This is a genomic window from Anaerolineales bacterium (genome assembly GCA_015075725.1).
In the GTDB taxonomy this organism is placed as follows: Bacteria; Chloroflexota; Anaerolineae; order Anaerolineales; family Villigracilaceae; genus Villigracilis.
Map to the genome: position 1 here is coordinate 1,707,672 of JABTTV010000001.1, position 22,690 is coordinate 1,730,361.

Below are 22,690 nucleotides of genomic sequence, written 5' to 3' on the forward strand. Positions count from 1 at the left end.
TTCATTATACTGGTAAAATTTCGACGCCCATGCACTATACCCTTCTAGAAGATTTCTCTCAAATACAGGCGAATGAATGGAACGGGCTTCTCAAAGAGTCCATCAGCAATACGCCTTTTTCCCGGTATGAATATCAACGTTTGTGGTGGGAACATCGCGGCGGCGGCGAATGGAAGGACGCGCGATTGGTTTTGGTCACTGCGCGCGAAAACGAAAAGCTTATCGGCATCGCCCCGCTCTTCATCTCGGAATACGAAAACCAGCCTGCATTGCTGCTCAATGGAAGCATCGAGATATCGGATTATCTGGATTTGATCGTTCGCCCGGATGACCACACGCGATTCCTCTCCGGGCTTTTGGATTTTCTCGCCTCAAACCGGATTGATCCCTGGTCCCGTCTCGATTGGTATAACCTCCCCGATGACTCTCCGACCCTCGCCGCCCTCAAAACGGAGTCAACCACGCGCGGCTGGACCAATCATGAGGAAATCTATCGTCCCACGCCGCGCATCGCCTTGAACGGCGATTTCGACGAATATCTCTCGCGGATCGAAAAGAAACAGCGACACGAGATCCGCCGCAAAATGCGGCGCGCCGCCGAGTCTGAGTTGAACGTGCGTTTTATCCTTGTGGATCATTCAGCCGACATCGAACCCGAACTCAACGCCTTCTTCGACTTGATGCTGCATGACCCCAACAAAGCAACCTTTTTGCATCCCGCCATGCGCGAACAGATGACGGCCGTCCTCCGCGCCGCGCATGAAAATGGCTATCTTTGGCTCGGTTTTCTGGAGATTGGCGGGGTAAAGACAGCCGCTTCTTTGAATTTCGATTACAACGGAAAATTATGGGGCTACAACTCCGGGGTCAGCCGCGCCCACATGGAACTTTCTCCCGGCTGGGTCTTGCTCGCCCACACGATTCAATGGTGCTGTGAAAACAAACGCCATGAATTCGATTTCATGCGCGGCGACGAGGAGTACAAATATCGCTTCGGGGGGGTGAACCGCTTCGTGATGCGGGCGAAGGTGGAGAGGTAGTCCATTAAGGTGCCGCGGGCAAAAACGTGCCTGCAAGTAGGAGAAACACAAGGGTCAACAGGACCTGGGGGATGAGCGCGTAGAAGAACGCCCATCCATGGCCGATTTAGGAATACTATGTCGTTTCGTAATTCAGGCCAGGATTGCTAAGCCGGAACGATGGTGAAAAACCAAAAGAACACCCCGATCACCAGGATCTGGGGGACACTGGCGTAGAGGAACGCCCGAAAAAAACCGATCCTGAGTTCGATCTGATAGACAAACGCTTCGTAGAACGGAATCAGGAGCAATGGAATGAAAAACAGGAACGGATTGATCGCCGTAAGCCCGGCTGATAAAAAGGTTAATATCTGGGCGGGCGCCAGCGCGTAGCAGTGCCTGTAGAACGAGACCTTCAACGATGACCGTTTGACCGGGTTCTTGTTAAGCCACTCGACCCCAACGATGTAAATGAAGGGGATGAGCATCATGTAGAAAGTCACTTGGTAGATACGGTTGGAGAGCACTTTTAGAAAATCGTCGGCGGACGAGATGTCGGGGCTGGCGAGGATGAAGATGGTCGTCATGGGCAGGACGGCGGACAACAGCCACAGCATCACAGGCGAGAGATATTCGTCGAAACGTTCATCCGGTTTCTTTTCCCACTCTTCATCAATGTATTTCATCGCCCATCTGGGGCGGAACGTGGCGCGTATCAACGTCTTGGGCAGGAGCAGCAGCCAGACCATCACCTCGTAGACCGCGTCCTCGACCGATTTAAGTAGTTTTGCGAAATCCATAACGCCTCCCGGCTTCAAAGTTATTATCGATGAGACCTACAACCCGCGATCCGCCTCCGCGTTGTGATTTGCAAGCTCGAGTCTGTGCCCCGTGCAACTGTTGAACTAAACAAAGTCGCCACCTCGCGTAAGGCAAGTCGGTCATTAACGCGAAGTCGCAAAGCCGCCGGGAAAAATCTTTGCGTCTTTGCGCCCTCGCGTTAAGAATCTCGATCTATCCTTTTGACTGAACAAAGAGTCGCAACATGAGTTTGGATTTTATTTACCCGCCGCCCATGCTCCCGTCGAAGATTCCGCCGTCGGTCAGTTTGCGCAGGTCGCTCAATGCCGCTTCGATCTCTTCCGGCCTGACCGGGCGGTCTCCATCGCGGTGCTTCAACGCGCCCGCCTTCGCTTTTTCCAGCGCCAACTCCTTAATCGAAGCATTCATCGCGAGCGCCTCCTTGACGAGCGCCGCTCCCTGCGAGTACCCGATGACTGGGTTCAATGCCGTCACAACGATGGCGTTCTTTGCCAGCCAGCCTTCGGCTTTTTCGGCATTCGCTGTCACTCCCTTCACCGCGCGTTCGGTGAATGCGGTCACCGAGCCGATCATCACCTGCATCATCTCGAAGAGATTGTGCGCGATGACCGGCATCATCACATTCAATTCCAGTTGACCGGCTTGCACTGCCATCATCACGGTCGTGTCACAGCCGACGACATGGAACATCGCCTGATCGAGCATCTCCGCCAGAACGGGATTCACTTTTCCCGGCATGATCGAAGAACCGGGCTGAACGGTGGGCAATCTGATTTCGTCGAACCCGGTCGACGGTCCGGACGAGAGGAGGCGAAAATCGTTCGCGACCCGGATCAACGTCAACGCGAGAGTCCGAAGCGAGGCGGAGAAGTCCGCCACATCCGCCATGGATTGCATCGATTCAAAAAGGTTGTCGGATGTATGCAATTTGATCCCCGTCATCCCGGAGAGAGTCGCCACCATGTGGCTGTGATATTTGGGATGCGCGTTCAAACCGGACCCGACGGCTGTCCCACCGATGCCGAGCCTGCGCAATCCCTCAGCCGATCTGCGGATGCGCTCCGTATCGCGTTCGACGGCTTTGGCGTACGCGCCAAACTCCTGACCGAGTCGCACCGGAACGGCGTCCTGCAAATGCGTGCGGCCCGATTTCACGACAGGATCGAACTCTTTGGCTTTGGTTTCGAGCGCGCTTTGGAGGGACTTCAATGAAGCGAGCAGTTCATCCAGCCTCCACAACGCGCCAAGCCGAATGGATGTTGGAATCACGTCGTTCGTAGATTGCGCCATGTTGACGTGGTCGTTCGGGTGGACGTAATACTCTCCGGGTTCGCCGCCGAGGAGTTGCGTGGCGCGGTTGGCGATGACTTCGTTCGCGTTCATGTTGTGACTCGTCCCCGCGCCCGCCTGGAAGGGATCGACTACGAATTGCGAATCCCATTTGCCGTCCATTACTTCCGTTGCGGCTTGCACGATTGCATCTGAGAGTTCTTTGGCGGTGAATTTCCTGCCCCGCTCATTTCCTTGAATTTTTCCTATGTTACGAGCGGGGTTTCCGTCAACTTCGCGGTCGTTGAATAAACCGAGATCGTAGTTGACGATGGCCGCCGCGCGTTTGACCGCCGCCACCGACCAGACAAAGGCGCGCCAGGGACGTAATCCGCTGATGGGGAAGTTTTCCACCGCGCGCTGGGTCTGCACGCCGTACAAGGCAGAAGTCGGGATGTTTAACTCTCCGAGCGAATCTTTTTCTTTCCTAAACTCTTTTGGAGACATGGTTTTTCCTTTGGCTCAAAACATTATAATCGTCACGGAATTTCCATACCTAGTGAACTTATCAGGGGCGCATGAATCGGGGTATCATCATTTTACAAAGAGGAGTCACCCATGCGAGAGTTAACCAAAGAAATCGTCGAACTCATCCGGCGCACATCCAGTTCCCTGCCGCCGGATGTCGAAAAACGTTTACGGGAATCCATTGAGAAGGAAGCACCCGGTTCCGCGGCGCGAGGCGCGTTGGAGACCATCATGAAGAATATCGAACTCTCCCGCACCAATTCCACGCCGATCTGCCAGGATACCGGCACGCCCATCTTTTACGTGCATTACCCTGTGGGCTGGTCCACGATCCAGCTCCGCAGACAGATTCGCGCCGCGATGGAAGAGGCGACGAGGAAATCCTTCATGCGTCCGAATGCCGTCGATGCCATTTACGATAAAAACTCAGGCAACAATCTCGGAGGCGACGACTTCCCTTATATCCATTTTGAAGAGACCGAAGGCGACGAACTCGTCATCGAGTTGATGCTCAAGGGCGGCGGATGCGAAAATGTGGGCCGTCAGTATTCCCTGCCGGATAATTCCCTCGGCGCAGGCCGCGATCTGGCTGGAGTCCGCAAAGTGGTGTTGGACGCGGTCCAAAAAGCACAGGGGCTGGGATGCGCGCCGGGCATTTTGGGCGTGTCCATTGGAGGCGACCGCGGTTCTTCCTACATAAAGTCCAAGGAAGTCTTATTCAGCGAAATGGGAACTCGGAACGAAGACCCAAAACTTGCCGAACTCGAAGAACGCCTCACAAAAGAAGCCAACGAAATGGGGATCGGTCCGATGGGATTCGGCGGCAAGACCACTGTGCTGGATACGAAGATCACCGGCCTGAGCCGGTTGCCCGCTTCATACTTCGTTTCAGTTTCTTACATGTGCTGGGCATACCGCCGCCGCAAGATGACCGTGAAGGGAAATGAAACCATCTACGATTGATCTTTACGCATTCCGTATCATGTAATGCGTAATTCGTAAGGAGCGAACGATGAAACATATTACCACCCCCATCAGTGACGAGACCATCCGCGAGTTGAAGGTCGGCGATTCGGTGGCGCTTTCAGGCATGATGGTCACTGCGCGGGACGCAGCTCATAAATGGATGATCGAAACGTTCATCAGGAAGACCCGTCCGCCGCAGGGCGACGACATGCATGTGTACGAAGAATTGAAAAAATTTTTCAACGGCTCCATCATCTACCATTGCGGACCGGTCGTCACCGGATTGGACACGGGGGAATATAAGATCATCGCGGCCGGACCAACCACCTCCATCCGCGAAGAGCCGTACCAGGCGGATGTGATGAAACACTTCAACATCAAGGGCGTGATCGGCAAGGGCGGCATGGGGGCGAAAACCCTGAAAGGCTGCGAAGAAACGCCGGGAGTCTATTTCCACGCGATAGGCGGAGCCGCCTCCTTCCTCGCCCAAACGGTGACGAAGGTGCATGGCGTATTCAAGCTTGATTTCGGCGTCCCCGAAGCCATGTGGCTGATCGAAGTCAAGGATTTCCCTGTCGTCGTCACGATGGATTCGCACGGCGGGAGTCAACACGCGGTCATCGACGACGCTTCGAAAAAGGTATTGGACGATTTGCTGAAAAAACCCTTTTGAACTTCCAGGCGGATGTCGCACAGACATCCGCCAATTTTTTTATTGGACCTCTTGCATAAGTGCTACCGCCGCAGCCCCTGGCGGCGGGGACTGCCGCCTTGCGCAAGATAAAATTGCGACTTTTGCATAAGTCTATTTCGTAATAATCCCCCCGCTTGCATGAAGCCCATTCCGCCGACAACACACGCGCGTAGCGGGGCAGGCTTGATATATAATCACTTTCATGCTCGAGAAGCTCCGTCGTCTGTTTGCGCCGTCCATCTTCGAAGATGAAGAGAAGACCCGCGCAGCCCAAATCCTAAGTTCGATCGGGTGGGTTGCCGCGGGGGCGGTCCTTTTCCTTACGATCTCGCGCCTTATCACCGGGGATTGGAATAGCAGCTCTTCACTGATTTTCTTCCCGGCCGTCTTTTTGATCATCCTGACCACGCAGATCATGATCCGTTTCGGGAGGGTTCGGTTTGCGGGGATTTTCCTTGTCGTCTCCATCTGGCTGGCATTGACCCTTCAGGCTTCGCAAGCTTCCGGATTGCGCGATGTGGCAGTCCTCACATATCCCGTTGTCATTTTGCTCTGCGCCCTTTTGCTCGGCTGGCGATGGGGTTTGGTCATCGGTTTTTTTAGTATCGCCGCTGTGTGGTTTTTTGCTTCGCAGGAGGCGCGGGGAACGCACCCATACTCTGTCGATCTCCCCTATGATTTTGCCCGCGACCTGACGGCTGTCTTCATCATATCCAGCGTCCTGATCTATATTCTGATCTACCGGCTAAATCGTTCCCTTTCGGATGCGCGCCTAGAACTGCGCGAGCGACTTCGGACGGACGAAAAACTCCAACTGCAAGCCCGTTACCTGACTGCGCTTCATGAAACGACCTTCGGCCTGCTTAACCGTCTCGAATTGAAACCGCTGCTCGAGTCGATTCTCGAACGCGTCAGCGAACTGCTCGAAACGCCTCACGTCGGCATCGACCTGATCACGCCCGAAGGAACCGCGCTTCGACAGGAACTTGGCAACGGCATCTTCAAGGATTGGAACGGGTATTTAACATTAAATGGCGAGGGTCTTACCGGCCTGGTTTGGGAACGCAGCGAGACCATTCTGGTCGAAGATTATGACTCATGGGAATTAAGCCACCCCGGGGCGGTCGGCATCGGATTTTATTCGGTAGCCGGTGCGCCTTTGAAATCAGGCGATCGATTCCTCGGAACACTGATCGTTGCCACAGTCGAAGACACGCGCACCTTCTCTGTCGAACAAATGGACCTGCTTGAACGACTTGCAGCGCTCGCTTCGCTGGCAATAGACAACGCACGCCTGTATGAGGAGGCACAGAGAGACCTGGTGGAAAGGAAAGCCGCAGAACGGGACCTGCGCGCGAGCGAAGAGCGCTTCCGAAAGGTGTTCAACAACAGCAACATCGCCATCACGATCGTCACGCTGGAAGAAGGCACCTTTCTTGAAGCCAACGACGCCTTCTGGCGGCTCTCGGGGCTCGCGCCGGAAAAAGCTCTCGGTCATTCCTCCGTCGAACTTAATATGTGGCGGCACCCTGATGATCGAAAAAAATTTGTCGAAGACCTGCTTGAGAACGGCTCGCTCGAAAGCGTGGAAGTGGATTTTCCCCTGAATAAATCCTCGCTCGCCTATTACGAACTGATCACCATCCGGAACCAGCTTTGCATCCTGTGCATGTTCTATGATGTCTCCGAACAGCGCAAAACGGAACATGCCCTCAAGGAAAGCGAGGAGCGTTTCCGCAAGGTATTCCATGCCAGCCCTGTGGCGATCTGCATCACCACGCTAGAGGAGGGCCGCCTGCTCGACGCCAACGACGCCTATTGGAGACTCACCGGTTACGACCCTCAATCGTCCATCGGCAGGCTTTCGACGGAGTTGGAAATGTGGAATTCATCGGAAGACCGCAGCGCCTTCATCGAGGTGATCAAGCTTAAGCGCTCCCTTGTTAATCCAGATTACGAGTTCCTGAGTTTCGGAACGAAAGAACGCCGGAATGTCATCGCCTTCTACGAATTGATCGTGATCGATCAGCAAGCCTGCATCCTCTCGATGTTCTACGACCTGACCGAACAAAAACAGACCCAGAAGGCTTTGCAAAACGCGGAAGCCCGCACGCGTGCCATCCTCGATTCGATCCCGGATATGATCTTCGAGGTTTCGAAGGACGGCATATTTCTGGACTTCATGGCATCTGCCAGCCTGACCCCGCGCATGGAACCGCGCGAGTTCATCGGCAAAAACATCAAAGACCTGTTCCCCCGGAATATCTCCGAACAAACCATGTTTTCCCTCGAGCGCGCCCTCGCCACCAGCCAGGTCCATTCCTTTGAGTATGGCATGCCGCCCGGCGAAGAGGTTCAATTCTTCGAGGCACGCGTGGCGCCGGTCACTTCCGATTCTGCGATCATCATGGTGCGAGACATCAGCCAGCGCAAGTGGGTCGAGACCGAGCGCGAGAAATTGATCGAGGAATTGGAGGACAAGAACAGCGAATTGGAAAGATTCACATACACCGTCTCGCACGATCTCAAATCCCCTGTCATCACCATTCGCGGCTTTCTTGGTTTCCTTGAACAGGATGCGTTGAGCGGAAATATGCCGCGCCTGAAGCATGATATTCAACGCATTTCAGACGCCACGGACAAAATGCAGACTCTCCTCAACGAATTGCTCGACCTCTCACGGGTCGGACGGCTGATGAATCCCCCCAGCCAGGTACCGTTCAATCAGATCGTGGAGGAAGCGGTCGCGCTGGTTCAGGGACGGCTTCAGGAAAACAATAATCAAGTGCGCATCCAGCAGGACATGCAGGCCGTTTATGTCGACCGCCAGCGCATGGTGGAGGCGGTTCAAAACCTGATCGATAACGCCGCAAAATTCAGCGACGGCAATTCGCTGATCGAGATCGGGCAGGAAGGCATGGACGGCGCCCAACCCCTCTTTTATGTCCGCGATCACGGCATCGGTATCGACCCCGTCCATCACGAGCGCATCTTTGGGTTGTTCAACAAACTCGACACGGGTTCCGAGGGAACGGGAATTGGTCTCGCGCTTGTAAAGCGGATCGTCGAGGTCCACAAAGGCAGGATCTGGGTCCAGAGTGAACCGGGAAAAGGATCCACATTTTTCTTCACTCTTCCGCCCGCGCCGCCCGCCGGACCCGAGTCCTGAATCGTGATATAACTGCATTATCATCTCACTCGCGGAGCAATCAACATGAAGCATGCAGTCAGCATCAGCATTGGCTCATCCAAACGGAACAAGGCTGTGGAGGTCAATCTGCTGGGCGAAACAATACGCATCGAGCGCATCGGCACCGACGGCGACATGGAAGCCGCCGCTCTCAAGTACAAGGAACTTGACGGCAAAGTGGATGCCTTCGGCGTCGGCGGCGCGGATTTGGGAGCCATCATCGATGGAAAATGGTACACCCTGCATTCCGTTACGCCCATGGTTCGATACGTAAAAAAGACGCCGCTCGTGGATGGCGGCGGATTGAAGAATACCCTCGAAAACAAAGCACCCGCATTTTTGGAACAGAATATCGGCGACTACATTAAATCACACGGGCGCAAAGTGCTGGTCACTCTTGGTGCGGACCGTTGGGGTCTTGCGCGCGCCTTCTCGGAGTTGGGCTACGAAACCGTATACGGCGACCTGATGTTTGGGTTGGACCTTCCCATCGCCATTCATTCATTGAAAGGCTTGAAAACAGCCGCTTCCCTGCTGATGCCGATTGCCAGCCGCCTGCCATTCGAATGGATCTATCCAACCGGCGAAAAGCAGGAAAAACGCACGCCGAAATGGGGCAAATATTATGATTGGGCAACCGTCATTGCCGGTGATTGTCACTACATCAAACGCTTCATGCCTGATGACCTGACCGGCAAGGTCATTGTTACCAACACCACCACGCCCGAAGATGTGGAGGCATTCCGCAAGGCAGGCGTGAAATATCTCGTCACCACCACTCCTGTCCTCGATGGTCGTTCCTTTGGCACAAATATGATGGAAGCCGCTCTTGTGGCGCTTTCGGGCAAGGGACGTCCGCTGACCTGGCCCGAACTCTCCGAAATGATCGATAAACTCGGCTTCCAACCGCAGTTGCAGGACCTCGAAAGGTCCTCCGGGACGGATGGGCATAAGACCATGAGCAACGTTTAGAATCCAAGGAGCATTGACAAATGAACGCAATCGTAACTGCCGGGGGGATTCCCCAGCCCAGCGACAAGTTATATGCCTACTCCAACGGCGATTCGAAAGCCCTGATCGATGTGGCGGGCAAGCCCATGGTGCAATGGGTGCTCGACGCCCTTGGCGACGCGAAGAAAGTGGATCATGTCATTGTGATCGGTCTTTCCCCCAAAAGCGGATTGACCTGCAAGAAGCCGCTCCATTATGTTTCCAACCAGGGGCGCATGCTGGCGAACATCACAGCCGGCGTCAACAAATCGTTGGAGATCAACCCGAGAGGCGAATACGTCCTGATCGTCTCCGCAGACATTCCCGCACTCAAAAGCGACATGGTGGATTGGCTCGTCAAAACCTGCATGCAAACGAAAGACGACCTGTATTACGGCGTCTGTCCGCGCGAAGTGATGGAAAGCCGTTTTCCTGAATCGAACCGCACTTACACCAGGCTCAAGGATATGGAAGTCTGCGGGGCGGATATCAACGTTTCCCATGTCCGCATGGTCACAGAGCACCTCGATACTTGGGAGCAGCTGATCGGCAACCGCAAGAGCCCATTGAGACAGGCTGGCGTGATCGGCCTGGATACTTTAATTCAGTTCGCCTTTCGACAATTCACATTGCAAGGATTGGTCGAGCGCGCGTCCGAACGGATCGGCATCAAGGGACGCGCCATCATTTGGGATCACGCCGAGCCGTGCATGGACGTGGACAAACCGCATCAATTGGAACTCCTGCGCCGCGATCTTGCTCAAAAACAAAAAACCGCAGGAAAATCGTCGAAGAAACCTGCCCCGATCCGCAGAACGGCAAAGAAATCAACAAAGAAAGCAGTCGCGAAAAAAGCGCGAACAAAGTCGAAGGCCAAACGGAAATGACATATCGCCGCATCCTCGAACTCGATGCCCGGCTTTCCAGTCAAATGCGAGTGGCTGAAAAGCCGGGTCTTTTACGGAACCTTGCCATCTTCTTTGCGCACTCCGGAGACTCATGGATTTGGGCGCCCGCGCTCATCATCATCTGGTTCTTTAGCGACCCATCCTGGAGGAAATGGGAAACCGTCGAGTTTTTCGGCATCCTTGGGTTGGCAGGCGTGGTCTTCATGGTGAAACTCCTTGTTAAACGAAAACGCCCTGAAGGCGATTGGGGCGACATCTACAGGAACACCGACCCGCATTCCTTTCCGTCGGGACATGCCGCCCGCGCTTTTCTCATCGCAACCCTTGCCACGGTTCTTGTCCCGCCCTGGCTTGCCGCTATCCTTTGGGTTTGGGCGCCGCTGGTGGCTTCGGCGCGCGTGGCAATGGGTGTTCACTACCTATCCGATATCATTGCCGGAGCCGTTCTCGGAGTGATCGTTGCCTTGCTCGGCTTGCAGTTCTACCAATTTCTCATCGATTGGTTTGCCGGGCTGACCGGTTTTCATTTCTGGTAAACGATGCCTTCTCATACCTTCCGGCTCAAACCCGGCGCGGACCTGTTCGATTCCATCGAAGTTTTCGTCAAGGAACGGGGCATCGAAGCAGGATGCGTTCTATCGTGTGTCGGCAGCCTCACCCATGCCGTCCTGCGTCTTGCGGATCGCGATACGTACAACGATTACGAAGGTCATTTCGAGATCGTCTCGATAACAGGAACGGTTTCCGTGCATGGTTCGCACATTCACGTTGCAATTTCAGACAGCGACGGCGCGACGGTTGGCGGGCACCTCGTCAGCGGATGCAGAATCTACACGACGGCTGAGATCGTATTGTTGGAACTTGATGATTTCGTTTACAAGCGGGAAATGTACGAAAACGATTCGGGGTATGACGAATTGGCGGTCTATAAAAAGTAGTGCAGGATTAATCCTGCCCTACCGCTTTTATAAATTCTTCCTGCGTGGTCACGATTTCTTTCAACCCTAATTTTTTCCCCAGGCGTGTCAATTGCGGCGGCTCGACGTACGTCTGAGCCAAAGTCTCTTCTTCACCCAAGACCTCCCGCGCGGGACCATCCAACAACACCCTCCCGTCTGCCAATGCGATAACGCGTTCGAAATTCTCGGCGCAGAAATCGATGTCGTGGGTAATCGTGATGATGGTTTTGCCTTCGCGTTTCAAAACGGCGATGACATTCGCGATGCGCGCGACATTCATCGCATCCTGCCCGGTGGTCGGTTCGTCGAAGATGACGATGGGAGTATCCATCGCGATGATGGATGCCAGCGCGACCATCTTGCGCCAGGTGGGCGAGAGGTCGTAGGGATTGGTCCCGGTCTTTTCGCTCAGTTCGGTGAGAGCCAATGCGCGTTTGACGAGTTCATCCACTTTTTCTTTTGCATACCCAAAATTGCGCGGACCGAACGAGACCTCGGTCAACACGTCCCTTGAGAATAATTGCTCGTCGGGGTTCTGAAAAACATAGCCGACTCGTGAAGCCAATTGTGCTACTGAATATTTTGTCGTATCCCAATCGCCAATGGAAACCGAGCCGGAAGCCGGCTTGAGCAGCCCGTTGAAGTGGCGCACGAGAGTCGTCTTCCCTGCGCCGTTCTGCCCGACGATCGCAACCTGCTCGCCGGAGTCGATGGCGAGATTAATTCCTTTCAAGGCTTCCAAGCCGGTGGGGTAGGCGAAGCGGAGGTCTTTGATGGTGATATTCATGATGTTTTGTTTGAAGAGTGAAAAGTGAAACGTGAGCATAAAGACGCCTCTCCCGCGTTTCACCCCTCAAATTTCATTTAAATCCTTCCTCCGCCTCATCCAACGTGACAGGCAATTTCTCTTTCTTCCATAAACCTTGTTTTTTCGCCTCTCTTGCTGCTGATGTGTAACGCGAAACACCGAAGCCATTCTCGATCAATACGTCAGAGGTCAACACATCGCCGGGGGTTCCCTCGAGAAAAATTCGACCTTCCTTCAGGGCAATGACGCGGTCTGCGAAGTGGGCGATCCATTCCATTTTGTGCTCCACCATCACCACCGTCATGCCTTCTTCCGCCATCCTGCGCACCACGCCGAAGACTTCGCGCGTGCCGATGGGATCCATTTGCGAAGTCGGCTCGTCGAGGACCAAAAGCCTGGGTCGCATGACCAGGATCGAGGTCAGCGCGACGCGTTGCTGCTGCCCGCCGGAGAGGGAATAGGGAGAGCGGTCCGCCAAATCGCTGATTCCGGTCAGGGACATGGCATCCTCCACCCGCGCTTTCATTTCATCACGCGGTACGCCGATGTTCTCAAGCCCAAACGCGAGCTCTTCAAAGACGGTGTACTTCGCGCCGGAAATTTGATTGAAGGGATTTTGAAACGCCAGCCCAACATTGAGCACCCACTCATCCAGCGTGGACTCGCTGGATTTCTTCCCATCCACTTCGATCTCGCCGCTGATCTCGCCTTTGAAAAAATGCGGCACGAATCCTGCCAATGCATAACACAGCGTGGATTTGCCCGCCCCGTTCGGACCGATGACCGCCACGAACTCGCCTTCTCGAACCTGCATGTCGATGTTTTGCAAGGCGGGTTCCTTCGTGAGCGGATATTTATAAGTCAGGTTTTGCAGATTTACGAAAGCCATAAGTTCAAACCGATGGAAAAAACGATCAGCGCGAACAATAACCAGCGCAGGATTTTATCGAACTCAGGGTCGGGGATTTCATGCAAAGATGTTTTGATGTGTTTGGATGTAAAGCCGCGCGCTTCGATGGCGATGGCGCGTTCCTCGACTTCCACGAGCGAGCCGAAAACTAGCGGACCGACCAACGGCAGGACGGAACCGGCGCGTTTGAAAAAGGTGCTTTCGGTATCCAGCCCGCGCGAGCGTTGGGCGGCGATGATGGTCTGCGCCTTGGCTTGCATCTGCGGGATGATCTGAAGCGTGGAAATGATGACGTAGGCGAACTGACCGGGCAGTCCGCGGCGTGTGAGGTCGGACATCAACTCGCTGGGATGGGTGGTCAGCAGAAACAGAGTGAACGCCGAGACCATTACAAAGACGCGCATGGCGTTCTTGAAGGCGAACATCAGGCTTTCGGTGGTGATATCGAGGAAATAGAATTTGAAGATGATATCCGTCCCAATGGGCTGGAAGAAGGCTTGCATCAGAAAGAGAAAACCTGCGGCTGGAAGGATGAGCTGCAGGGCGGTCAGCCAGAATTCGCGGAAGACTTTTCCCAGCAAGCTCAAGGGGATGATGGCGATCAAGACCAACAGATGAGGCATCCAATACCAGGGAAAAGTAAAGGCGAGGAGGATGAGCGCAAGGGTGAGCACCAGCTTGGTCAGCGGGTTGAGGCGGTGCAGGAAACTATCCCGTTTGATGTGGAAGGAAAGCCGCTCGTGCATGGATTGGATTATACCTATTTACGCTCCCTCAACCTAATTTTCTCGACGCAAAGATGCGAAGGTGCCAAGAGTGATTCTTTGCGTCCTTGAGCCTTTGCGTTGAATCTCCCTAGGTAATGAAAGGGGTGACAAACATAATTAACCCCGAATTTAATTTGGGACGCGGACGAGCGCAGGTTTACGCGGAAAAGGGATTAAAAATCCGCGTTTTCAGCGTTTATCAGCGTCCCATTTTGTTCTTAAAAACGAACTCACCCGCGAAACCTTAATTTCGGGGTGAGTCATGTTTATGCAATCGCGTACTTTTTATTGAGGGAGTGACGCGGTCAATTACCCGCCCAAAATATTCCTGAGCATGAACGCCGCGAACAGAACCAACAGCACGACCACGCCGATGGCGATGTACAACTGGGTGGTGCTTTGCGCGCCTTCGGTTTCCACCTGGCTGGCTTTGGGGTAGCCGCCGATCATGCGTTTGGGCATGCCGAGGACGATGGCAAAGGCGAGCATGGCGGTCGTGATCTTATCCACCGGCTCCACGAGGAAGTTGGTGCTGAAGACCGCGCTGATCATGTCCGAGCCGGTCTGCATCAGGTAGGCGGTGATGAAGGAAGAACCGCTGGCAGTGATACCGCCATAGAGATAAACGGCGATCGGGGTCGAAACGAGCGCGGCGGTGATCGCCACCACAAAGCCGGTGACCACGACCTTCCACCAGCTCTTGAAGAAACCCCACTGCGCCATGCGTCCCGCCATGTAGCCGATCATGAAAGCGACGGGCCACCAGGGGAGCGCGTTCGGGTCGATGGCGATGCCCCAGATGATGTTCGAGAGCGCTCCGGTGAGCGCGCCCGCCCACGGTCCGCACAGGGCGGCAACCAGAACGGTCCCGATCGAATCAAGGTATACGGGCAGCTTTAGCGCCAGGACGATCTGCCCCACCGCGATATTGATCGCGATGGCGATGGGGATCAGCACCCACGTCTGTGTATTGAAATTGTTTTTGATCTTTTCAAACATGGCATCCTCCAAATGAAATGTCGAATTGAATTACACAATCATCATAACACTTTCGGCGGCGGAATGTCACGAAATTTCCCGAGCCAGTTTCTCCATGCGCTCCAGGAACAACTCCATGAATACGCGTGGACGCACGCCCATTGCAACCTTCATGTTGGGCTTTTTCTTCTCATAATTGTAAAAATCCGCGAAGGTGTTGCCCAGCCCGACTCCGCTTGAAATATCCACGTCCACCACCAGATTCTGGTAATCGCAAATCTCGGGCATGAACGTCAGCGCCATCGTCAGCGGATCGTTGATGGCGCAGCCTGCGATGCCTTGATACTCATCGTGAAATTCCATGTAAAAGCGCGTCGAGTCGGCGATGAATTTTGTAATGGGCGAATCGATCTTCAACAATCGGTTCAGGTCGTCCCTCGTGAAAATACACTGATACGTCACATCCAGCGGCGTCAGCGTGATCGGCATCCCCGAATGGAAGACGATGTGCGCCGCGTGAGGGTCCACGCAAGTATTGAATTCCGCCTGCGCCGTTGTGTTGCCCGGTTGTTGGATCGCCCCACCCATGATGAAAACTTCTTTGACGTTTTCCACGATGCGCGGCTCCTGCCTTATTGCCAATGCGATATTGGTCAATGGACCGATGCACACCAACGTGACTTTCCCCGGCTGTGACATGATCTCTTCGATGAGATAATCGCTTCCATGCCCCGCCTGTGGCTTGGTCGGCGGTTCTGGGAGTTTTGCGTAGCCCAAACCTGAGTCCCCGTGCGTCTCCGGGCTGAGCAGGGACTCCTTAACCAGCGGCAAATCACAACCGCGAAAGACCGGCACATGTCCCGCCTTCGCCAGTTCCAAAACGGACAAAGCGTTCTTCGTCGTCTGCTCCGTGGAAACATTTCCATGGACGGTGATGACTCCGTCCAGGACGATCTCCGGTGAAGCGAGCGCCAGCAATATCGCCAGAGAGTCGTCAATGCCGGGATCGGTATCGAGGATGATGTGTTTGGGCATGTTCTATATATGTCATTGCGAGAGCGTGATCTTCCGCTCGAAGCAATCTCCCCATTTGATTAGGGATTGCTTCGTCGTCGCTCCGCTCCTCCTCGCAATGACATGATCCTTTCCACGAACAAATCCACGAACTCCCTTCCCCTCACATCCAAAGCTACCTTCATGTTCGCGGGCTTTTTCAATACCTTCATGAAGTCCGCATATGTTTTCCCGGTCGAGACTCCGCCCGAAATATCCACGTCCACATAAAGCTCTTCGATGGACAGCAACTCCGGCGCAATGATCGTCGCCACGGTCAAAGGATCGTGTAACGCGCAACCGGCGAATCCTTCATACTTTGAATAGAACGCCATGTAATCCGCCATCACATCGCGGACGAAGCGCGGAATGGGAGAATCGATCTTCAGCAACCGATCGATGTCCGCCGGGGTGAGCAGGCATTTATACGTCACATCCAGCGGAATCAACGTGATCGGAATCCCTGAATTGAAAACGATATGCGCTGCATGCGGGTCTTCATGGATGTTGAACTCTGCCAAAGGTGAGACGTTTCCGCCGGAGCGAATCGCCCCGCCCATGATGACCAATTCCTTGACCGCTTCGGCAAACTTCGGCTCCTTGCGAATCGCCAGCGAAACGTTCGTTAGCGGACCGACGGCAAAAAGAGTCAATTCATTCGGCTCGGCGAGAAATCGCTGAATCAGGTAATCGATGGCGTGAGGATCGACAGGCTTGGTTTTCGGTTCTGGCAATTTTGCCTGACCCAATCCGCTCGCGCCATGCACGTGACCGCCCCAAGAATGCGGGGTCTTGTTCAACGGCAGGGAGCAGCCTTTCGCCACCGGGATGTCGGCATTCAAAAATTTCAGGATCGCCAATGCGTTCCGCGTGGTCTTTTCGATACCGACGTTTCCATGCACGGTGGTGATGGCTTCGAGTTTTATTTCCGGCGAGGCCAGCATCAGCAAGATTGCAAGCGCATCGTCTGCGCCGGGGTCGGTATCGAGGATGATTCGCTTTGGTGTCATAAATTCCTGTAGGGGCGGGGTTTCCCCGCCCAATGTGCGAAGTATCAATGACAGGGGGAGGAGACCTCGCCCCTACGAAATGAACCTTTCGACTTCTTCCTTGGTGGGTAATGACGGTTGAGCGCCGAATTTTGTCGTTGCCAATGCGCCGCAGGCGCACCCGTAACGGACGGACTCTTCGAGCGATTTGCCGCCCAACACGGCAGAAGCGAAACCTCCAATGAATGCATCGCCCGCGGCGGTGGTATCCACGACGTTTACTTGATACGCGCCGACTCGTGTCACTTGTTTACCGGTCACCAATAACGCGCCTTTATCTCCCAGTGTGACGATGACGGTCTTCACGCCCTGCTTCAAGATTTCTTTTGCGGCAGTTTCGGCAGTTGAAGCATCGTTTACAGGTTTGCCTGTCAGCAGGGATAACTCGCTTTCGTTGGGAATCAAAATATCCACGTTTGCTAGCAGTTCGCCCGGAAGCGGTTTGGCAGGCGCGGGGTTCAGGATCACGGTCATGCCATAATCGCGGGCTTTTTGTGCGGCGTGTAGAACTGTCGGTGTGGGAATCTCCAACTGGAGCAGAAGCAGTTTCGAGTTTAAGAAAGAGGCGGAGTCCACATCCGCTGGAGTGACCTTGCCGTTCGCTCCCGGCGAAAGTACGATGCTGTTCTGTCCATTCGCATCCACAACGATGATGGCTGTGCCGGTCGCGGATTCATCCGGAAGCACATGGGAGGTATCCACCCGATTCGATTTGAGATTCTCGACAAGGAACGGACCGAAACTGTCGCTTCCGACCCGCCCGATCATGCTTACACCCATCCCCTGCCTTGCCGCCGCAACGGCTTGATTCGCGCCCTTGCCGCCGGGGATGATCTGCAAATCTTCGCCGCTGATGGTCTCGCCCGGTTGTGGAAAGCGCGGAGATTTGACGACAAGATCCGCGTTCAACGAGCCGACTACAACGACGTCGAACTTTGACGAAACTGCCATGCGGACTATTTTACATCAAAGGTTTCGTTTGCAAATTTCTCTTTCCTCGCTTGTTTTTACGAAAAGTTATCGGCAACACCCTTAACGCAAAGGCGCAATGACGCAAAGGTTAAACGCTGGTCGACCCCGCGTCTTTGCGTTGATCTCCATAATTACTCCGCCCACTTTCCATCGCCAACCTCTCTTTCCACTTTCCACTTTCATCCCTCCTCCTTAATCCTTTATACTTCCCCCATGCGCTCCACCCTGCCCATCCTGCGCGCGCGGCGTGACCGTCGCCTCGGCAAACAGAAACGGGATGAAAACCGTTCGCGCGGGGCAATCCTAAGCTTTGGACTCATCCTCTCGTTGGTGCTCGGTTCATTTATCGTCCTCGGCGCGTTCGCCTATGCCGACGTGACCCGCGACCTGCCTTCCACGCAAATTCTTCCGATCCTTCTCAACCCGCCGGACGGTTTGCTCCTGCAACCCACGCGCATCTACGACCGAACCGGTTTGCAATTACTCGCCACCTTTTCTCCAAATGAATCCCCGCGCCGTTATATCCCGGTCAGCGAGCAAAACGCGCAGCACATCCCCAATGATTTAATCAATGCAATCATCGTTGCCGCCGATCCAAGTTTCGAAACCCACTCCGGCTATTCACTCGAAGGTCTCGATAACTTCGATTTGCATCCGACCATCGCGCAAAAACTTGTAAGCGACCTCATGCTTTACGATGAACCGCCATCGTTGAAACGCGCAATCCGCGAGCGGTTGCTTGCCGTGCAGATCACATCGCATTTCGGGCGCGCGCAGGTCATGGAGTGGTATCTCAACGGCGCAGACTTCGGCAATACCGCTTACGGCATCGACGCCGCTTCGCAACTTTATTTTGGCAAACCCGCCGATGAACTCACCCTCGCCGAGTCGGCCATCCTTGCCGCGACCAGCCAAACCCCGGCGCTCAATCCGCAGGACGCTCCTTTGGTTGCGATCCAACGCGGACGGGAGATTCTTTATGTGATGCGCGACCTCGGACTCATTTCCTCCGAATCGGCTTCTGCCGCGCTGGGGGAGAAGCCTGCCATCGAACCCGCGCCCCCCCATTCGGGGACGGGTCAGACTCCGCCCGGAATTGCCCCAGCCTTCTTGAACCTTCTCCTCGCCCAAATCGATTCGCAGATTCCCCGCGAGCGGATTCAACGCGGCGGCATGATCGTCATCTCCACGCTGGATTACGACTTGCAGAAAAATGCCGCTTGCGTGACGGAATTGTATGCGTCGCGTCTTGCAGGTTTGCCCGAGCCGTCTGCGGAATGCGATGCAGCGCGACTGCTCCCATCCCTGCCGCCGGATTCAACGTTTGCAGATTCATCCGCGAGCGCGGTCATCCTTGATCCGAAGACCGGTCAGGTATTGGCGATGGTGGGAGAGACAATTCAAGGCGAGGAAACGCCCCTTATCGCCGCGCACAACCCAGGGTCCGGACTCGATGCGTTTGTCTATTTGACGGGATTCACCCGCGGCTTGAGTCCAGCTTCTTTAACGTGGGACATCCCAACCGAAGACATCAATCCGAATTTCGACGGCGCTTATCACGGCGCGATGCGATTGAGAATTGCAATGGCGAACGATTATCAGGTTCCAGTCGAGGCGTTGAAATCGCAAATGGGAATCGAGAACGTCGAGGATATCGCGTCGTCTTTCGGTTTGGATATCAATAATGAAGTTTCACTGCTCGATCTTGCCAGTGCGTACGGCGCGTTTGGGACTCAGGGCGTTAAGTTCGGTCAATATGTGAACGATGATTTTTCACCTGTCACGGTTCTGCGCGTGGAAGGCGTGGATCGTGGGGTCCTGCTCGATTGGTCTCTGCCTGAAGCGCAGACCGTGGTGACGCCCGCGATGGCGTATTTGATGACGGATGTGTTGAGCGACGAGCCTGCGCGTTTGAATACCTGGGGCAGGCAGAATGTTTTGGAGCTTGGTTTCCCCGCTGGCGCGAAACCGGGACAGGCCATTGACGGAAAAGATGCGTGGATGATCGGGTACACGCCTTATGTTTCCGCCGCGGTGTGGACAGGCGTGCGCGGAGAGAATGACATCATCACGCCGCGATTCCCCGCTGTGCTGTGGAATGTGTTGATGCAGATCGCTTCTGAAAACAAACCGAACGACGGCTGGAGCCCGCCGCCGGGAATTTCAACGATGACCGTTTGCGATCCATCGGGGATGCTGCCGACTCGTGAATGTCCGAACCTCGTCACTGAGGTTTTCCTGAACGGCAGCGAACCGACTCAAGTCGACACATTGTTCCGCGAGTTTTCGATCAATCGCGAGACGGGTTTGCTTGCTACAGTGTTCACTCCGCCCGAGTTGATCGAAAAACGCGTATACATGATTATCCCCGACGAAGCGCGTGAATGGGCGTTGAGCGAAGGCATCCCCGTCCCGCCGACATCTTATGATGCGATCCAGGCTCCGCCGGTGAATCCGTTTGCGAATATCACCGCGCCAGCCTTGTTCTCGGATGTGAACGGGAAAGTCTTGATCCTCGGCACGGCATCCGGCGATGACTTTTTATATTATCGCGTGCAAGTGGGGAAGGGATTGAACCCGCAGGAGTGGATTCAATTAGGCGAAGACCGCGATGAGCCTGTTGATGGCGGGATGCTTGCCGAATGGGATACGACCGGCTTGAGCGGCTTGTACGCCGTTCAATTGGTCGTCGTCCGCGCCGAGCAGGTGGTTGATACGGCGGTGATTCAGGTGACGGTGAAATAAAAAAACGCTTAGCGCAAAGGCGCAAAGACGCAACGGAATCTCAATCATCTCTTTGCGACCTTGCGTCTTTGCGTTGAATCCGAAAAGAAAAATCCCAACGATAATTTATCTAAAAAAACCAATGACCCACCAGCGCAGACGCGAGAGTCATGCTGATATTATCGATATCCTTGTAATGAAGCGACTCGACCACTGCGCCAACAATTGCAATCGCAGTAATTGGTAAAAGGTAATCGGTTATTGAGCCGTCAAAGACGCCTGCAGTGACGTAAATGAATATCATCACCGCGGACATGACCCATCCGCCGATGAAGACGCTGACCGTCCCCGCAATGGACTTTTCTTGACTCCATGGCAGTTTCGCCGAATCGAACTTCCTGCCGACGATATCCGCGATGCCGTCGCCGCCGCACATCATCATCAACGCGATAATGCCGATGGGAGAATCTTTCCAGTAGACAACGGTCAACACGACGAACATGATCCCGTAATACAGCGGCCCGCGCAGAATCTCCTTCGGGTCACCCGTACGGGACATGGCGTCTACGGAGGCTTTATCTTTGATCACGCCGAAGCCAATAAGAGCGAACTGCGCCGTGATCGCAAACGGAACCAGCGCCGCCAACCAGCGCGCGGACGGGGCGTCATCAAATAGAAACCAGCACAATACGAACAGCGGACCCGTGCCGATGTGAATGACTTTGCGGCTGAGTTTGCTTTCGATCCAGCCGCGATGGGCGAAGAAATCCATGATGCGCAGGAAGGAGAGGGAAAGGACAAAGGTGAAAATGAGGGCGATGTAGTTGTTCATTTAGTTTCCTAAATTGGTAGTTTGGTAGTTGGTTCGATAGTTTAACCCGAAATGGATAGGAAGGTTATTAGGATTATTCTGGTTGCAAATCTCATTCCTAGAACAAAGTATAATTTTTATATTGGAGGAACTATGTTCAACCCTCAATTATGGCTAGATTTTTTCAACTCACAATTTTGGCAAAATTTCTTACCCAATTTTGCGTCTACACTCTTGGGGGTCGTGTTAGGAATCCCGGCAGCACTTTGGATAAACAGATTCACAGAAATAAAGACCAAGAGGGAAAAGAAAAACAAGATATTGGCTAGCTTGCGTAATGAGATTGAATACAATTTAGACACTCTGAATTACTTAGTAGACAACGAGAAAAATATAATATTAACTGACGATTTATATGGCGCTATGTTGATGGCTGAAGTGTGGGATACATTTTCCGATGGAGGAGAGTTGCAATGGATTTCAGATATTGAATTGCTTGGTTACCTATCGATTACTTATGGGAAAATAAAAGAGGTTAAGTACTTATATGATCTCTACGTGCATAAGAGTACATTCGCCAGTCAACCACAAGGACCTATTACGGAACGCTTGTGGACGTCCATACATGGTGCTTATTTATATTCACGCGAGTCTCTAGAGAGGATAAGTAAAGATAAAGAAATAAAACGAGTGTTGCCGCCGGGGTTGGGATAAGAAATGAATCAACACAGATAGCAACGATAGTTATTTCTTGTGAATTTCTCCATGCTATAATCCGCAATCGTTTTACTAAATCATGGAGGCACTCGTGCATAAAAAACTTACTATTCTCATGCTCGCTCTGAGCATTCTACTCGCCGCCTGCGGAGCATCCGCCTCGGGCGGAGCGACAACCGCCGTCGAAGGCTACATCACTGCCCTAGCGACCAAAGACCAAGCCGCCCTCATCTCCAACTCCTGCGCCGACTGGGAAGATGACGCCCTTATCGAATTCGACTCCTTCGCCCTCGTCGAAGTCACCGTAGACGGAATGTCCTGCACCGAAGCAGGTACCGACGGCGACAAGACCCTTGTCAACTGCACCGGTATGCTCAACATGAGCTACAACGGCGAACCCCAATCCCTCGACCTTGCCGACCGCACCTACGAAGTCGTTGAGCAAGACGGCAATTGGCTTGTCTGCGGAGTACGTTAAGAGCAATTAAACACGAAGGACACAAAGGGCACTAAGGAAAAAGCCTTAAACCTTTGTGTCCCTCGTGTCCTTTGTGTT

At 54.0% G+C, this 22,690-nt stretch carries 21 protein-coding genes; 11 read left to right on the forward strand and 10 right to left on the reverse strand.

The features are described from left to right. Positions 1 to 29 precede the first annotated feature (29 nt). Positions 30 to 1,040 carry a GNAT family N-acetyltransferase gene (locus HS100_08245; GenBank protein MBE7433894.1) on the forward strand — a complete coding sequence of 337 codons (1,011 nt, stop codon included), beginning with the start codon at positions 30 to 32 and terminating at the stop codon, positions 1,038 to 1,040. A gap of 146 nt (positions 1,041 to 1,186) precedes the next feature. On the opposite strand, the gene HS100_08250 is transcribed toward HS100_08245, so the two are convergent. Both HS100_08250 and HS100_08255 read right to left on the reverse strand, forming a co-directional pair. Beyond that, positions 1,187 to 1,819, reverse strand: a complete 633-nt coding sequence (locus HS100_08250; protein MBE7433895.1) for a hypothetical protein — start codon at positions 1,817 to 1,819, stop codon at positions 1,187 to 1,189. Positions 1,820 to 2,081: 262 nt separating this feature from the next. Then, entirely contained in the window at positions 2,082 to 3,617 is a 1,536-nt protein-coding gene (locus HS100_08255; GenBank protein MBE7433896.1) for an aspartate ammonia-lyase, read from the reverse strand. Positions 3,618 to 3,728: 111 nt separating this feature from the next. Between HS100_08255 and HS100_08260 the strand changes: the two genes are divergently transcribed. The 7 genes from HS100_08260 (at position 3,729) to HS100_08290 (ending at position 11,324) form a co-directional block, all read left to right on the forward strand. Continuing rightward, complete coding sequence (locus HS100_08260; protein ID MBE7433897.1) at positions 3,729 to 4,601, forward strand: fumarate hydratase; 873 nt, start codon at positions 3,729 to 3,731, stop codon at positions 4,599 to 4,601. A 49-nt stretch (positions 4,602 to 4,650) separates the two neighbouring features. After that, positions 4,651 to 5,277, forward strand: a complete 627-nt coding sequence (locus HS100_08265) for a fumarate hydratase C-terminal domain-containing protein (protein MBE7433898.1) — start codon at positions 4,651 to 4,653, stop codon at positions 5,275 to 5,277. 223 nt (positions 5,278 to 5,500) lie between these two features. After that, on the forward strand, positions 5,501 to 8,467 hold the full coding sequence (locus tag HS100_08270) for a PAS domain S-box protein (protein MBE7433899.1): 2,967 nt from the start codon (positions 5,501 to 5,503) through the stop codon (positions 8,465 to 8,467). A gap of 45 nt (positions 8,468 to 8,512) precedes the next feature. Then, entirely contained in the window at positions 8,513 to 9,460 is a 948-nt protein-coding gene (locus HS100_08275) for a quinate 5-dehydrogenase (GenBank protein MBE7433900.1), read from the forward strand. 20 nt (positions 9,461 to 9,480) lie between these two features. Beyond that, the gene (locus HS100_08280; protein ID MBE7433901.1) at positions 9,481 to 10,365 is read left to right on the forward strand and encodes an NTP transferase domain-containing protein; all 885 of its coding nucleotides are present in this window, start codon (positions 9,481 to 9,483) and stop codon (positions 10,363 to 10,365) included. Next, entirely contained in the window at positions 10,362 to 10,922 is a 561-nt protein-coding gene (locus HS100_08285; GenBank protein ID MBE7433902.1) for a phosphatase PAP2 family protein, read from the forward strand. The genes HS100_08280 and HS100_08285 overlap by 4 nt, the downstream gene beginning before the upstream one ends. A 3-nt stretch (positions 10,923 to 10,925) precedes the next feature. Then, positions 10,926 to 11,324, forward strand: a complete 399-nt coding sequence (locus HS100_08290) for a DNA-binding protein (GenBank protein MBE7433903.1) — start codon at positions 10,926 to 10,928, stop codon at positions 11,322 to 11,324. A 7-nt stretch (positions 11,325 to 11,331) separates the two neighbouring features. Here the strand turns inward: HS100_08290 and HS100_08295 are convergent, their stop codons facing one another. From HS100_08295 to rbsK, 7 genes are all read right to left on the reverse strand, one after another. Then, positions 11,332 to 12,132: an ABC transporter ATP-binding protein gene (locus HS100_08295; protein MBE7433904.1), complete on the reverse strand. Its 801-nt coding sequence runs from the start codon at positions 12,130 to 12,132 to the stop codon at positions 11,332 to 11,334. A gap of 73 nt (positions 12,133 to 12,205) precedes the next feature. Beyond that, a complete protein-coding gene (locus HS100_08300) occupies positions 12,206 to 13,042 on the reverse strand; it encodes an ABC transporter ATP-binding protein (GenBank protein ID MBE7433905.1) in 837 nt (278 codons plus the stop codon). Then, positions 13,030 to 13,809, reverse strand: a complete 780-nt coding sequence (locus HS100_08305; protein MBE7433906.1) for an energy-coupling factor transporter transmembrane protein EcfT — start codon at positions 13,807 to 13,809, stop codon at positions 13,030 to 13,032. The genes HS100_08300 and HS100_08305 overlap by 13 nt, the downstream gene beginning before the upstream one ends. Before the next feature lie 330 nt (positions 13,810 to 14,139). Beyond that, positions 14,140 to 14,829 (reverse strand): ECF transporter S component, encoded by a 690-nt coding sequence (locus HS100_08310; protein MBE7433907.1) that lies wholly within the window; start codon positions 14,827 to 14,829, stop codon positions 14,140 to 14,142. 66 nt (positions 14,830 to 14,895) lie between these two features. Then, on the reverse strand, positions 14,896 to 15,843 hold the full coding sequence (locus HS100_08315) for a nucleoside hydrolase (GenBank protein MBE7433908.1): 948 nt from the start codon (positions 15,841 to 15,843) through the stop codon (positions 14,896 to 14,898). Positions 15,844 to 15,902: 59 nt separating this feature from the next. Beyond that, positions 15,903 to 16,871 carry a nucleoside hydrolase gene (locus HS100_08320; protein ID MBE7433909.1) on the reverse strand — a complete coding sequence of 323 codons (969 nt, stop codon included), beginning with the start codon at positions 16,869 to 16,871 and terminating at the stop codon, positions 15,903 to 15,905. A 72-nt stretch (positions 16,872 to 16,943) separates the two neighbouring features. Continuing rightward, complete coding sequence (rbsK, locus tag HS100_08325; protein MBE7433910.1) at positions 16,944 to 17,861, reverse strand: ribokinase; 918 nt, start codon at positions 17,859 to 17,861, stop codon at positions 16,944 to 16,946. A gap of 234 nt (positions 17,862 to 18,095) precedes the next feature. Between rbsK and HS100_08330 the strand changes: the two genes are divergently transcribed. Next, entirely contained in the window at positions 18,096 to 20,627 is a 2,532-nt protein-coding gene (locus HS100_08330; GenBank protein MBE7433911.1) for a transglycosylase domain-containing protein, read from the forward strand. Between the two features lie 109 nt (positions 20,628 to 20,736). On the opposite strand, the gene HS100_08335 is transcribed toward HS100_08330, so the two are convergent. Beyond that, complete coding sequence (locus tag HS100_08335) at positions 20,737 to 21,438, reverse strand: phosphatidate cytidylyltransferase (protein ID MBE7433912.1); 702 nt, start codon at positions 21,436 to 21,438, stop codon at positions 20,737 to 20,739. Between the two features lie 132 nt (positions 21,439 to 21,570). On the opposite strand from HS100_08335, the gene HS100_08340 reads away from it, so the two are divergent. Both HS100_08340 and HS100_08345 read left to right on the forward strand, forming a co-directional pair. Next, entirely contained in the window at positions 21,571 to 22,131 is a 561-nt protein-coding gene (locus tag HS100_08340; protein MBE7433913.1) for a hypothetical protein, read from the forward strand. A 94-nt stretch (positions 22,132 to 22,225) separates the two neighbouring features. Beyond that, positions 22,226 to 22,612, forward strand: a complete 387-nt coding sequence (locus tag HS100_08345) for a hypothetical protein (GenBank protein MBE7433914.1) — start codon at positions 22,226 to 22,228, stop codon at positions 22,610 to 22,612. Positions 22,613 to 22,690 lie beyond the last annotated feature (78 nt).